Here is a 13,240-nt window from a genome sequence, read left to right as displayed (position 1 = left end):
CCGTGGGGGCGACGACCCCCACACCACCCGGGCTCGCCTTCACCCCCCTTGATAACCCGCTCCCGCCCTCCCCGCAGTTCGGCACACACCCCGGGCTGCCGCGGGTCGTCCTCCTGGCTGAGCCACCGGTCAGGTGCCCACGGCCGCCGGCGGAGGTCCGTAGGAGGTGCCGCCGCGGAGCATCGCGGGAAGCCGGGGGCCTCGGCTACGGCGCGGTCGACGCGGTGGAGGCCGTAGGGGACGCCGGGGTCGCCTCGGTCGCCTCGGTAACGGTGAAGATCTGTCGGCCGTCCTCGACACACGGTTCGACCACGGCCTCCGTTCCCGTCTCGGCGCCGCCCCCCTTGATTCCCACGCATCCCTGCTCGTTGACCCGTATGCGATAGCCGCTCGCGCTCCCGGCCCGCGCGGGCTCGAAGCGGAAGTGGCTGGCGAGATCGCACTTGTCCCACGGCTCCAGCAGTTCGGCGCCCGCCCCCTGCCCGCGCAGCCGAAGGCATCCCGGACCCATCTCGGGCCGGTGCCACTGGATGCGGTACGTGCCGACGCCCGCGTTCACCAGGGTCGTGCGCTGCGGCGCGGTCTCCTCGCACGGACGCTGTACGGCCACCAGGGAGTCGTAGCGGTGGTCCCGGACGACGCCGTCGCTCAGGCAGAGCCCCGGTGCCAGGGCCGGGCGGATCCACACTGCGCTGCCGACGGGCGGCTGCGCCGGGAGGGGTTCGCGCACGACCGCCTTCGCCGGGTCGCCGGAGCCTTCGGGCGGCCAGCCGCTGATGCCCGCGGCCACGGCCGCTGCCGCCAGCACCCCGACGGCCGCTGATGCCAGCAGGACACGTCGGCGGCGGCGCCTGCCGGGACGGGCGGGCGACTCGTCCGTCGGCGGCGCCGCGTGCTCGGCGGGAACGGCAGAAGCCGCGGGAACGGCGGGAACGGCGGGAACCGCGGGAACTGCGGGCGGCTGCGCGGCGATGCGGCTCCAGGCCCTGAGCCACTCGTCAACCCGCCCACCGTCGCCGCAGGCCCGCACGAAGTCGGACAGGAGCTCGGGGCGCGGAAGCTTCTTGCCCGCCAGCACATCGGCGAGCGTGCTGCGAGCGAGTATCCCGCCCTGGTCTGCGGCGCGATGTTCGAGCTGCCGGTAGGTCAGTCCGGAGCGTCTCTTCAGCTCCCGGAGCAGAGCGATGAACGCGGCGGCGCTGTCGGCTCTTCCCGGTTCCAGGTCGTCGGCGGGGTCCATGGTGCCCATGGTTTCCAGCCCGAGGCCCTGTCAGCTACGGCAGAACTCGCCATCTTCCACGCCCAGTTGCCAACCGGTCCGACCCCTGACCAGCCCGGACATCCGTCCGGTGTCCGGGACAGGGAGATCACTGGACGCTGCTTTCCGGTCCGGGTGATGGTCGGCCGGCGGGCATCCGTGCCCCGGCTCGGCCTCCTTGCCGGTTCGCCGCCCCCGCACCCTCCCCATCCGATCCGAGTTCATGAGGTCATGCCATGACGACGCCACTTCCGATATCCCCGGCAGCCGTTCACAGCACGGGACGCCACCGCGCACTCAAGGCGATGGCCGTCCTGGCCCTGACCGCCGGCCTGACCCTCGGCGACCTCACCATGGCGGGGGCGGCGCAAGCATCCGCTCTCGGCGACAAAATAGCCTCGCAGGCCCTCGGCCAGTACACGAGCGACAACGCCGAGGTGCGCAAGCGCAGGTACGAGGGCGCGGCCAACGGCGTCAACGCCAAGAACAACTGCAACTTCTACACCGGCTTCTGGACCGACCCGCGCAACCGCCGTTTCGACGGTACGAGCGCCCCGCGCACCGGCACCAACGGCGCCACCTGCGGCAAGAGCAAGGGCTACATGTACATCGACGGCGCCAAGACCTGGACCACGGTGAACTGGAAGTCCCGTGCCTGGTGCTCCGACTTCGCGAAGTACACGTGGTACTGGGGCGGCGCCAAGGTCACCGGCCTCAACGCCTCGGCCGCCTCCTTCCGCGACTACGGCCGCGCCAACGGCACCTGGCACACCCGCGCCCAGGTGGCAGCCAACACCTACGTTCCGAAGAAGGGTGACGCCGTCAGCTACGACTGGGAGGGGGACGGCATCATCGACCACGTCGGCGTGCTGACCGCCTACAGCACCACGTACAAGGCCTACTTCTCGGTAGAGGGCAACTCCAGCGACAAACTCACCTACAAGAACACCAAGCAGTCGGCGGTCTCCCCGTACGTGGTCGGCTACACCTCCCCCAAGCCCCTCTGACGGCCCCCGAACCTGCACATCGCCGGTCAGCGACGGACACCCAGGAGGCAACATGAGCGACAGCGGATGGACCACAACGGGAGCCGCACCTCGGGCCGAGTAGCCCGGCACCCCGAACGCCACAACGCCCGCCACCCCTGGTCGGGGACGTGGCGGGCGCCGTGTCACCAACTACTCACTTCACGCAGGCGCCAGCTTGAAGCCGGCCCAGACCGTCTTGCCCACCCGCTCGTCGCGGATCTGGAACTCGTCCGCAAGCTCGACCACCAACCACAGCCCCCGACCGCTCCGGGCGCCGAGGTCGGGTTGCTGCACGACGGGACAACCGGGGCCACTGTCACGCACCTCAATCACCACGATCCCGCCCTCCCACTCCAAGCGTACGGAGAACTCCCGCCCCAGCGGGACCCCGTACAGCACGGCATTCGTGGCGAGCTCAGACACGCAGAGCCGCATGTCATCCCGCCGCTCGGACACACCCCAATCGCCAAGCGTGTCACCCACGAACTGACGGGCCGCGCGCACCGAGGCACGGGCCCGAGGGAACCGCTGCTGCCGAGACAAGGACATAGCACCCCACCGCCTTAACGCTGAGCTTCCAAGGCCCTACAGAACGTATCGCTATTCGCGAAAAGCAGCAAGGTTGCAGGCTGGGATAGCTCAGAGGTGTCGCTTAACGTGGGGACCGGCAGAGCGGCGGATACTCGGGAGGCAGCGTGAGCGGCAGCGGATGGACCAGCACGTCGATGCCGTACCTGACTCCGCGCGCCGCCGGGAACGCGGACGCCTGGACCGCCGAGGCCGAGGCCGCGGGCCGTCGCGGCGGGCAGCGCATCCTGCACGCCGGCGAGGCCGACACCCTGGCCGAAGTCGCCCGGATGCTCGACCTCGCAACCGGGGAGACCGCCATCGTCCGCCGCCGGATCATCGAACTCGACGGCGAGCCAACCGAATTGACCGACACCTATTACCCTGTCGACATCGCCGCAGGCACCCCTCTGGCCGGAACGGCGAAGATCCGAGGCGGCGCGGTGACCCTGCTGGCCGGGCTGGGACACATCGGCGTACGGGTCGTCGAGAACGTGACGGCGCGGATGCCCGGCCCCGAGGAGCGGGAGCACCTGCGTCTCGGACCGGTAGAGCCGGTCCTCCAACTCGCCCGGACCACCTACGACTCGGCGGGCCGGCCGATCCAGGCCGACGTGATGGTCATGCCTGCCGGACGCCAGCAGTTGCGGTACGAGATCGACATCGAGGTCGCATGACCCTGTCCAGTTCCGAAGCCGCAGGCCCCGACCCCCGGCCGCTCCATGCCCGCATCGCCGCCGATCTGCGGGACGAGATCATGAGCGGCGACCTCCAACCGGGATCGAAGCTGCCTTCCACCGCGCGGCTGAAGACCCGGTTCGATGCCTCCAACGCCACGATCCAGAAGGCCGTCCAGCTACTCAAGGACGAGGGACTGGCCCTGGGCCGTGCGGGCTCGGCCGTGACCGTGCGGGACACCCGGCAACGGACCGTTCGCCCGGCCGGCTCCCTGACGCCGGCCGTGGACGGGGCGGCCTTCCCTTGGCTCGCCGAGGCATCGGAAACGGCCGGCACAGCTCACAGCACCCTGCTGGTGGTGGAAGAGGTGCCCGTCGTCGGTGATGTCGCTGCCGCGCTCAGCCTCCTTGAAGGCAGTCCGGCCGTGTGCAGGCGCCAGCTGATCACCATCCAGGGCGAACCCGCCGAGTTGGTGAGCTCGTACTACCCGCCCGACCTCGCGCGCGGCACCGCACTCGCAGAGCCCCGCCGGATCCGGGGCGGCACTCCGACCCTGCTGAGGGAACTCGGCTTCCCGCCCCACCGCAGCGTGGACCGGCTCTCCGCTCGGGTCGCGACGCAGGAGCAGTACACCGCACTGCGCCTGCCAGGCGACCTGCCCGTCCTGCGGACCCTCCGTACGGTGTACAGCGCGGAGGGACAGCCGATCGAGGTCACCGTGATGGTGAAGGCAGGCCACCTGTACGAGCTCCAGTACGAGTTCACGCCCGAAGCCTGACCGCCCCGGAACGCCACAACGCCCGCCACCCCTGGTCGGGGACGTGGCGGGCGCTGTGTCGAGTGCCGTACTTCGTTGTACGGACCGCATGAGGGGTCCCGGCCGGAGCCGGGGGTACTGCGGGTCAGACGGTGATCGAGCGGTCCGTCGGCTTGACCGGGTACGGGAGGGCGCTGGTGCCGGTCAGGAAGCGGTCCACGCCGCGGGCGGCCGAGCGGCCTTCCGCGATGGCCCAGACGATGAGCGACTGGCCGCGGCCGGCGTCGCCGGCGACGAAGACGCCGTCGACGTTGGTCGCGTAGGAGGCGTCGCGCTCGATGTTGCCGCGGGCGTCCATCGCCAGGCCGAACTGCGCCGTGAGGCCGTTCTCCTGGTCGGTGCCGGTGAAGCCCATCGCCAGGGTGACCAGCTGCGCGGGGAGGACGCGCTCGGTGCCGGGCTTCTGGACGAGCTTGCCGTCCTCGAAGGCGACCTCGACCAGGTGGAGGGCCTGGACGTTGCCGTCCTCGTCGCCCTCGAAGTGGGTGGTGGAGACGGAGTAGATCCGCTCGCCGCCCTCCTCGTGAGCAGAGGTGACCTTGTACAGCATGGGGAAGGTCGGCCAGGGCTGGCCGGTCGGCCGGTCCTCGGAGGGACGCGGCATGATCTCCAGCTGCGTGACCGAGGCCGCGCCCTGGCGGTGGGCGGTGCCCACGCAGTCCGCGCCGGTGTCGCCGCCGCCGATGACGACCACGTGCTTGCCCTCGGCCGTGATGGGGGGCGCCATGAAGTCGCCCTCCTGGACCTTGTTCGCGAGGGGGAGGTACTCCATCGCGAAGTGGATGCCGCCCAGGTCGCGGCCCGGGACCGGGAGGTCGCGGGAGATCGTCGCGCCCGCCGCGATGACCACCGCGTCGAACCGCTTGCGCAGGTCGGTGGCGGTGATGTCGCGGCCGACCTCGACGCCGGTACGGAACTTGGTGCCCTCCGCGCGCATCTGCTCGATGCGGCGGTTGATGTGCACCTTCTCCATCTTGAACTCGGGGATGCCGTAGCGCAGCAGCCCGCCGATGCGGTCGGCGCGCTCGTACACCACCACGGTGTGGCCGGCCCGGGTCAGCTGCTGGGCCGCGGCGAGACCCGCCGGGCCGGAGCCGATGACCGCGGCGGTCTTGCCCGACAGGCGCTCGGGCGCCTGCGGGGTGACGTCGCCGTTGTCCCACGCCTTGTCGATGATCGAGACTTCGACGTTCTTGATGGTGACGGCCGGCTGGTTGATGCCGAGCACGCAGGCGGACTCGCACGGCGCCGGGCACAGCCGCCCGGTGAACTCCGGGAAGTTGTTCGTCGCGTGCAGCCGCTCGGAGGCGGCGGTCCAGTCCTCGCGGTACGCGAAGTCGTTCCACTCGGGGATCAGGTTCCCGAGCGGGCAGCCGTTGTGGCAGAACGGGATGCCGCAGTCCATGCAGCGGCCGGCCTGCTTGCTGATGATCGGCAGCAGCGAGCCCGGAACGTAGACCTCGTTCCAGTCCTTGAGGCGCTCGGCCACAGGACGGGTGCAGGCGGTCTCGCGCGGGGTGGTGAGGAAGCCCTTCGGGTCAGCCATTGGTCGCCGCCTCCATCATCTTCTCCGTGGTCTCGGACTCGGAGAGTCCGGCGAGCTCAGCGGCGTCCTTGGCGGCGAGCACTGCCTTGTACGTGGTCGGGATGATCTTGCTGAAGCGGGCCGCCGAGGCGGTCCAGTCAGCCAGGAGCTTCGCGGCCACGGTCGAGCCGGTCTCCTCCTCGTGGCGGCGCACCACATCGTGCAGCCACTGGGAGTCGGTGTCGGAGAGGGCTTCGAGCGCGCTCGCGTTGCCGACGTTGACGTTGTCCGGGTCCAGGTCGATGACGTACGCGACGCCGCCCGACATGCCCGCCGCGAAGTTGCGGCCCGTCTCGCCGAGGACGACCGCGGTGCCGCCGGTCATGTACTCGCAGCCGTGGTCGCCCACGCCTTCCGAGACGACCAGGGCGCCGGAGTTGCGGACGCAGAAGCGCTCGCCGGTGCGGCCGCGCAGGAACAGCTCGCCGCCGGTGGCGCCGTAGCCGATCGTGTTGCCCGCGATGGTCGAGTACTCGGCCAGGTGGTCGGCTCCGCGGTCGGGACGGACCACGACGCGGCCGCCGGAGAGGCCCTTGCCGACGTAGTCGTTGGCGTCGCCCTCCAGGCGCAGGGTCACGCCCTTGGGGAGGAAGGCGCCGAAGGACTGGCCGGCGGAGCCGGTGAAGGTCAGGTCGATGGTGTTGTCGGGCAGGCCCGCGCCACCGAACTTCTTCGTGACCTCGTGGCCGAGCATGGTGCCGACCGTGCGGTTGATGTTGCGGATCGCGACCTGGGCGCGGACCGGCTGGGCGGTCTCGGCCGAGTCGGCGCCCAGCGCGTCCGCGGCGAGGCGGATGAGCTCGTTGTCGAGCGCCTTCTCCAGACCGTGGTCCTGCTCGATCAGGGCGTGGCGGACCGCGCCCTCGGGCAGCTCCGGCACGTAGAAGAGCGGCTCCAGGTCGAGACCCTGCGCCTTCCAGTGCGTGACGGCCTTGCTGGTGTCGAGGAGCTCGGCGTGACCGACGGCCTCCTCGATGGTGCGGAAGCCCAGCTCGGCGAGGAGCTCGCGCACCTCCTCCGCGATGAACTCGAAGAAGTTGACGACGAATTCGGGCTTGCCGGAGAAGCGGTCCCGAAGGACCGGGTTCTGGGTGGCGATGCCGACCGGGCAGGTGTCCAGGTGGCAGACGCGCATCATGACGCAGCCGGAGACGACGAGCGGCGCGGTCGCGAAACCGAACTCCTCGGCGCCGAGCAGCGCGGCGATGATGACGTCGCGGCCGGTCTTGAGCTGGCCGTCCGTCTGGACCACGATGCGGTCGCGCAGCCCGTTGAGCAGCAGGGTCTGCTGGGTCTCGGCGAGGCCGAGCTCCCAGGGACCGCCCGCGTGCTTCAGCGAGGTGAGCGGGGAGGCGCCCGTACCGCCGTCGTGGCCGGAGATGAGGACGACGTCCGCGTGGGCCTTGGAGACACCGGCCGCGACCGTACCCACGCCGACCTCGGAGACCAGCTTCACGTGGATGCGGGCGACCGGGTTGGCGTTCTTGAGGTCGTGGATCAGCTGAGCCAGGTCCTCGATGGAGTAGATGTCGTGGTGCGGCGGCGGGGAGATCAGGCCGACACCCGGGGTGGAGTGCCGGGTCTTGGCGACCCACGGGTAGACCTTGTGGCCGGGCAGCTGGCCGCCCTCGCCGGGCTTGGCACCCTGCGCCATCTTGATCTGGATGTCGTCCGCGTTGACCAGGTACTCGCTCGTGACACCGAAGCGGCCGGAGGCGACCTGCTTGATGGAGGAGCGGCGCGCCGGGTCGTACAGGCGGTCCGGGTCCTCGCCGCCCTCACCGGTGTTGGACTTGGCGCCCAACTGGTTCATGGCGATGGCGAGGGTCTCGTGCGCCTCCTTGGAGATGGAGCCGTACGACATGGCGCCGGTGGAGAAGCGCTTGACGATGTCGGCGACCGACTCGACCTCGTCGATGGAGATCGAGGGCCGGGCCCCAGTCTCGTCGGTCCGGAACCCGAAAAGGCCGCGGAGCGTCATCAGGCGCTCGGACTGCTCGTTCACCCGGTCCGTGTACTGCTTGAAGATGTCGTACCGGCGGTTGCGCGTGGCGTGCTGCAGGCGGAAGACCGTGTCCGGGTCGAACAGGTGCGGCTCGCCCTCGCGGCGCCACTGGTACTCGCCGCCGATCTCCAGCGCGCGGTGCGTGGCCGCGATGCCGGAGGCCGGGTACGCCTTGGTGTGGCGCGCGGCCACCTCCTTGGCGATGACGTCCAGGCCGGCGCCGCCGATCTTGGTGGCGGTGCCCGCGAAGTACGCCGCGACGAACTCCTCGTTCAGGCCGACGGCCTCGAAGACCTGCGCGCCGCGGTAGGAGGCGACGGTGGAGATGCCCATCTTGGACATGACCTTCAGGACGCCCTTGCCGAGCGCGTAGATCAGGTTCTTGATGGCCTGCTCCGGCTCCAGGCCGGACAGGAAGGTGCCCGCGGCGAGGAGGTCCTCGACGGACTCCATGGCGAGGTACGGGTTGACCGCGGCCGCGCCATAGCCGATGAGCAGCGCGACGTGGTGGACCTCGCGCACGTCGCCGGCCTCGACCAGCAGGCCCACCTGGGTGCGCTGCTTGGTGGCGATGAGGTGGTGGTGCACGGCGGAGGTGAGCAGCAGCGACGGGATCGGCGCGTGCTCGGCGTCGGAGTGACGGTCCGAGAGGACGATCAGGTGCGCGCCGTTCTCGATGGCCGCGTCGACCTCGCCGCGGATCTCCTCGATGCGGGCGGCCAGCGCCTCGCCGCCGCCCGAGACCCGGTACAGGCCCGAGAGGGTGGCGGCCTTCATGCCCGGCATGTCCCCGTCGGCGTTGACGTGGATGAGCTTGGCCAGCTCGTCGTTGTCGATCACCGGGAACGGCAGCGTGACGCTGCGGCAGGACGCGGCGGTCGGCTCCAGCAGGTTGCCCTGCGGGCCGAGCGAGGACAGCAGCGAGGTGACGAGCTCCTCGCGGATGGCGTCCAGCGGCGGGTTGGTGACCTGCGCGAAGAGCTGGGTGAAGTAGTCGAAGAGCAGCCGGGGGCGCTCGGACAGGGCCGCGATCGGGGAGTCCGTGCCCATGGAGCCGAGCGGCTCGCCGGCGCTGCGGGCCATCGGCGCGAGGATGACGCGGAGCTCTTCCTCGGTGTAGCCGAAGGTCTGCTGGCGGCGGGTGACCGAGGCGTGGGTGTGCACGATGTGCTCACGCTCGGGCAGGTCCGTCAGCTCGATCTCGCCCGTTTCCAGCCATTCGGCGTACGGGTGCTCGGCGGCCAGCGCGTCCTTGATCTCGTCGTCTTCGATGATCCGCTTCTGGGCGGTGTCGACGAGGAACATCTTGCCGGGCTGCAGGCGGCCCTTGCGGACGACCTTGGCCGGGTCGATGTCCAGGACGCCGACCTCGGAGGAGAGCACGACGAAGTCGTCGTCGGTGACCCAGTAGCGGCCGGGGCGCAGGCCGTTGCGGTCGAGGACCGCGCCGACCTGGGTGCCGTCGGTGAAGGTGACGCAGGCGGGGCCGTCCCACGGCTCCATCTGCGTGGAGTGGTACTTGTAGAACGCGCGGCGGGCCGGCGACATGGAGGTGTGGTTCTCCCACGCCTCCGGGATCATCATCAGCACGCTGTGCGGGAGGGACCGGCCGCCGAGGTGGAGCAGCTCCAGGACCTCGTCGAAGGAGGCCGAGTCGGAGGCGTCCGGGGTGCAGATCGGGAAGATCCGCTCGAGGGCGCCCTCGCCGAAGAGGCCGGAGGCCAGCTGGGACTCGCGGGCCCGCATCCAGTTCCGGTTGCCCTTGACCGTGTTGATCTCGCCGTTGTGCGCGACGAAGCGGTACGGGTGGGCCAGCGGCCACGACGGGAAGGTGTTCGTCGAGAACCGGGAGTGGACCAGGGCGATCGCGGAGGCGAAGCGGCGGTCCGAGAGGTCCGGGAAGAAGGGCTCCAGCTGGCCGGTGGTCAGCATGCCCTTGTAGACGATCGTGCGGGCGGAGAGCGACGGGAAGTAGACCCCGGCCTCGCGCTCGGCGCGCTTGCGCAGTACGAAGGCCTTGCGGTCCAGCTCGATCCCGCTCGTCCCGTTGCTCACGAAGAGCTGCGAGAAGGCCGGCATGGTGGCGCGGGCGCCGTTGCCGAGCAGGTCGGGGGTGACCGGAACCTCGCGCCAGCCGAGAACCGTGAGGTTCTCCTCGGCGGCGATGGCCTCGATCTGCTCCACGGCGACGGCCTGTGCGGTGCCGTCGGCGGGGAGGAAGGCGATGCCGACGGCGTACGCGCCGGCCTCGGGGAGGTCGAAACCGGTCACGTCGCGCAGGAACGCGTCCGGGACCTGGGAGAGGATGCCGGCGCCGTCGCCCGAGTCGGGCTCGGATCCGGTGGCGCCTCGGTGCTCGAGGTTCCGCAATACGGTCAGCGCCTGCTCGACCAGCGTGTGGCTGGCCTCGCCGGTGAGGTTGGCCACAAAGCCGACGCCGCAGGCGTCGTGCTCGTTGCGCGGGTCGTACATGCCCTGCTGGGCGGGGCGACCGTCCATGGGCGACCAGGCGGTGTTGCTGAGGCCGGTCGCGGAGTGCGTGGATGCGGAACGCATCGGCTCTCCCGTCGTCGTCGTGGCATATGTGCATAGCCGAGGGACGACGTTGGCCCTCTGCGAAATTTCGTGCAGATTACATGATGACGACAATCCCGCGAAGCGGATATGCCATTCCAGCATGCGGACACTGCACGGAGCAGACAAGAGGGGACTTTCGCAGGTGTCCGGCAATCGGGACACGGGACGAAGGTCCCGGTACGGGGCGGGCCTCATTGCCCGGCGCCCAGGGGGTCTGATGCCCGGCGGACACAGGATCGAAACCGCCGAGTAACTGACTACTTATGTTGCCTACTGCATAGTGTCTCACTCCCTGCGCGGTCAGCCTACGGCTCCACCGATCCAGGTTCCCAGGATGTACGTCACACCCGCGGCCGCGCCACCCAGGACGAGCTGGCGCAGCCCGCTGTACCACCAGGACCGGGCCGTGACCCGGGAGACCACCGCGCCGCAGGCGAAGAGCCCCAGCAGCGCCAGCAGGACCGCCGGCCACAGAGTGACCGCGCCGAGCAGGTAGGGCAGCAGCGGGATCAGCGCGCCGAGCGCGAACGATCCGAAGGAGGACACCGCGGCGACCATCGGCGACGGCAGGTCGTCCGGGTCGATCCCGAGCTCCTCGCGGGCGTGGATCTCCAGCGCCTGCTCCGGGTCGCGGGAGAGCTGCATGGCCACCTCGCGGGCCAGCGCCGGCTCGACGCCGCGCGAGACGTACAGCTCGGCCAGCTCTTCCATCTCGTCGATGGGGTGCTTACGCAACTGCTGGCGCTCTATGTCCAGTTCGGCGAGTACGAGCTCGCGCTGGGAGGCGACCGAGGTGTACTCCCCCGCCGCCATGGAGAAGGCGCCGGCGGCGAGGCCGGCCAGGCCGGTGACGACGATGACGTGCGGGGCGACGGCGCCGCCGGCCACACCGGTCATCAGCGCGAGGTTGGAGACCAGCCCGTCCATCGCACCGAAGACCGCCGGGCGCAGCCATCCGCCGTTGACGTCACGGTGGGTGTGGTTGTCGCGGTGGGCGGTGTGAAGCGGTGCTTCGATATCGATGATGGACATGCCGACTATCTCCCCTTTTGTACGAGTGGGTGCACAGAGCTGTGCCATGGACGACGCGCGGACACCCACTCCCCCGGAACACCTCGAAACTACGCACGATTTTTGCCGCCCGCCAGCAAGGAAGGCCGTACTTACCTGGGGTTTTGGGGATCGGCGACCGGGTGACGGCGGCCCGCGGCGGGTGTTTCGCGACGAGCGACAAACCACATGCCATGGCACAAATCCCCCAAGGGCTCAATATGAGTCCCATCAAGTGGGAGAGGCGCGCCATGGAGCTGATGAAGCAGATTGCATGCAATCCGCAGGTCCTCCTCGAACGGGCCCGGGGCGCTCTTCTCGGACTCGCGGTGGGTGACGCGCTGGGCGCCCCCGCGGAGAACATGAAGCCCTCGGAGATCCGCGCGAAGTGGGGCCGGATCGAGGGCTTCGTCTCGGACGACCCGGCGGGCACGGACGATACGGAGTACGCGATCTTCTCGGGCCTCCTGCTGGCCCGCCACGGATCGGCGCTGACGGTCGCCCACGTCGAACGGGCGTGGCACCACTGGATCGCGGACCTCGACGAAGGCCCGTTCCGCGGTGCGGGCTTCTCGGAACGCGGCACCCTGGAGAACCTCCGCCGGGGCCTGGCGGCCCCCATCTCCGCCCAGCACCGGCACGCCTGGTCGGACGGTCTGGCCATGCGGGCGGCGCCCTTCGGCGTCTTCGCGGCGGGCCGGCCCGCCGAAGCCGCCCGGCTGGTCGCCATCGACGGCTGCGTCAGCCACGACGGCGAGGGCATCTACGGCGGCCAGGCCGTCGCGGCCGGGGTCGCGGCGGCGATGGCCGGAGGCTCCGCGGCGTCCGTCATCTCGGCGGCCCTCTCCGTCATCCCCTCGGACTCCTGGACGGCCCGCTCCCTGCGCCGCGCCGTGACGGCCGCCCCGCGCGGCGAACGGGCGGTCCGCTCGGCGGTGGTCATCGGCGGCTACCCCTGGACGGACCTGGCCCCGGAGGCGGTCGGCCTCGCCTTCGGCGCGTTCGCCGCATGCGGTGGCGACTTCCCCTCCTCCGTCCTCATGGCGGTCAACATGGGCCGCGACGCGGACACCACGGCGGCCGTGGCCGGCGCGCTCGCCGGCGCGATGTCCGGCGCCCCCGCCATCCCGGCCGCCTGGTCCTCGGCGATCGGCCCGGTCCGCGGAAGCTGCCTCCCCTCGATGCGCGGCTACCACGTCCTGGACATCGCGGACCTCCTCACCCCGGAAACCGAGACCCCCCGATGACCCTGACCCCAACCACCCCGCCCCCGCCGCCGTCGCCGTCCCCGTCCCCATCGCCGTCGCCGTCGCCGCCACCGTCGCCGTCCCCATCGCCGTCGCCGTCCCCGTCCCCGTCGCCGTCCCCGTCCCCGTCGCCGTCGCCGTCGCCCGTCCCGGGGGCGCCCGGGCGGCCGGATCCGGCCGAAGGCCGCGAGGCGCCCCGCGAGCCGGGGGGACCCGCGGCCCACCTCTCCGAGGCGACCCCGCAGGACGGCGCCCGGCCGGAGCGGACCCCACAGAGCAATTCCCGGCCCCAGCCGACTCCGCAGGACGGCGCCCCCGTCGGCCCGGCCCCGCACGGCCACCCCCTGGGCCGGGGGATCGCCGGCACGCCGGTGCCCGGGTTCCTCCGAGCCGCGACCGCGCTACGGGGCGACGCCGCCGGGCCGGCG

The 13,240-nt window shown here is 70.9% G+C and carries 9 protein-coding genes; 4 read left to right on the top strand and 5 right to left on the bottom strand.

Annotated features, from left to right (window positions below; translation table 11 throughout):
- Positions 1 to 205 precede the first annotated feature (205 nt).
- A complete protein-coding gene (locus MTF69_RS02805) occupies positions 206 to 1,240 on the bottom strand; it encodes a helix-turn-helix transcriptional regulator (RefSeq protein ID WP_243330304.1) in 1,035 nt (344 codons plus the stop codon).
- Between the two features lie 254 nt (positions 1,241 to 1,494).
- Here MTF69_RS02805 and MTF69_RS02800 point away from each other — a divergent pair, with 254 nt between their 5' ends.
- Positions 1,495 to 2,265, top strand: a complete 771-nt coding sequence (locus MTF69_RS02800) for a CHAP domain-containing protein (protein WP_243330303.1) — start codon at positions 1,495 to 1,497, stop codon at positions 2,263 to 2,265.
- Between the two features lie 180 nt (positions 2,266 to 2,445).
- On the opposite strand, the gene MTF69_RS02795 is transcribed toward MTF69_RS02800, so the two are convergent.
- Complete coding sequence (locus tag MTF69_RS02795) at positions 2,446 to 2,835, bottom strand: ATP-binding protein (protein ID WP_243330301.1); 390 nt, start codon at positions 2,833 to 2,835, stop codon at positions 2,446 to 2,448.
- 146 nt (positions 2,836 to 2,981) lie between these two features.
- Between MTF69_RS02795 and MTF69_RS02790 the strand changes: the two genes are divergently transcribed.
- Entirely contained in the window at positions 2,982 to 3,530 is a 549-nt protein-coding gene (locus MTF69_RS02790; protein ID WP_243330299.1) for a GntR family transcriptional regulator, read from the top strand.
- Positions 3,527 to 4,309, top strand: coding sequence for a GntR family transcriptional regulator (locus MTF69_RS02785; RefSeq protein ID WP_243330298.1), 783 nt, complete (start codon positions 3,527 to 3,529; stop codon positions 4,307 to 4,309). Before MTF69_RS02790 ends, MTF69_RS02785 begins: the two co-directional genes overlap by 4 nt.
- 124 nt (positions 4,310 to 4,433) lie before the next feature.
- Here the strand turns inward: MTF69_RS02785 and MTF69_RS02780 are convergent, their stop codons facing one another.
- The 3 genes from MTF69_RS02780 to MTF69_RS02770 all read right to left on the bottom strand — a co-directional run bounded on the left by MTF69_RS02780 (position 4,434) and on the right by MTF69_RS02770 (position 11,547).
- Positions 4,434 to 5,894 (bottom strand): glutamate synthase subunit beta, encoded by a 1,461-nt coding sequence (locus MTF69_RS02780; RefSeq protein WP_243330297.1) that lies wholly within the window; start codon positions 5,892 to 5,894, stop codon positions 4,434 to 4,436.
- Complete coding sequence (gltB, locus tag MTF69_RS02775) at positions 5,887 to 10,437, bottom strand: glutamate synthase large subunit (protein ID WP_243330465.1); 4,551 nt, start codon at positions 10,435 to 10,437, stop codon at positions 5,887 to 5,889. The genes MTF69_RS02780 and gltB overlap by 8 nt, the downstream gene beginning before the upstream one ends.
- 378 nt (positions 10,438 to 10,815) lie before the next feature.
- Complete coding sequence (locus MTF69_RS02770; RefSeq protein WP_243330296.1) at positions 10,816 to 11,547, bottom strand: VIT1/CCC1 transporter family protein; 732 nt, start codon at positions 11,545 to 11,547, stop codon at positions 10,816 to 10,818.
- Between the two features lie 278 nt (positions 11,548 to 11,825).
- Between MTF69_RS02770 and MTF69_RS02765 the strand changes: the two genes are divergently transcribed.
- Positions 11,826 to 12,812 carry an ADP-ribosylglycohydrolase family protein gene (locus MTF69_RS02765; RefSeq protein ID WP_243330295.1) on the top strand — a complete coding sequence of 329 codons (987 nt, stop codon included), beginning with the start codon at positions 11,826 to 11,828 and terminating at the stop codon, positions 12,810 to 12,812.
- Positions 12,813 to 13,240 lie beyond the last annotated feature (428 nt).

This window comes from Streptomyces sp. AP-93 (assembly GCF_022808175.1).
GTDB lineage: Bacteria > Actinomycetota > Actinomycetes > Streptomycetales > Streptomycetaceae > Streptomyces.
The sequence above is the reverse complement of the archived record's forward strand: the minus strand, read 5'-3'. Positions and strand labels throughout refer to the sequence as shown.

What these genes read in the sequence shown, in the direction of transcription:
- gltB (WP_243330465.1), bottom strand. Translation starts at nt 10,437, where the DNA reads ATGGACGGTCGCCCCGCCCAGCAGGGCATGTACGACCCGCGCAACGAG.
- MTF69_RS02795 (WP_243330301.1), bottom strand. Translation starts at nt 2,835, where the DNA reads ATGTCCTTGTCTCGGCAGCAGCGGTTCCCTCGGGCCCGTGCCTCGGTG.
- MTF69_RS02770 (WP_243330296.1), bottom strand. Translation starts at nt 11,547, where the DNA reads ATGTCCATCATCGATATCGAAGCACCGCTTCACACCGCCCACCGCGAC.
- MTF69_RS02765 (WP_243330295.1), top strand. Translation starts at nt 11,826, where the DNA reads ATGAAGCAGATTGCATGCAATCCGCAGGTCCTCCTCGAACGGGCCCGG.
- MTF69_RS02805 (WP_243330304.1), bottom strand. Translation starts at nt 1,240, where the DNA reads ATGGACCCCGCCGACGACCTGGAACCGGGAAGAGCCGACAGCGCCGCC.
- MTF69_RS02800 (WP_243330303.1), top strand. Translation starts at nt 1,495, where the DNA reads ATGACGACGCCACTTCCGATATCCCCGGCAGCCGTTCACAGCACGGGA.
- MTF69_RS02785 (WP_243330298.1), top strand. Translation starts at nt 3,527, where the DNA reads ATGACCCTGTCCAGTTCCGAAGCCGCAGGCCCCGACCCCCGGCCGCTC.
- MTF69_RS02780 (WP_243330297.1), bottom strand. Translation starts at nt 5,894, where the DNA reads ATGGCTGACCCGAAGGGCTTCCTCACCACCCCGCGCGAGACCGCCTGC.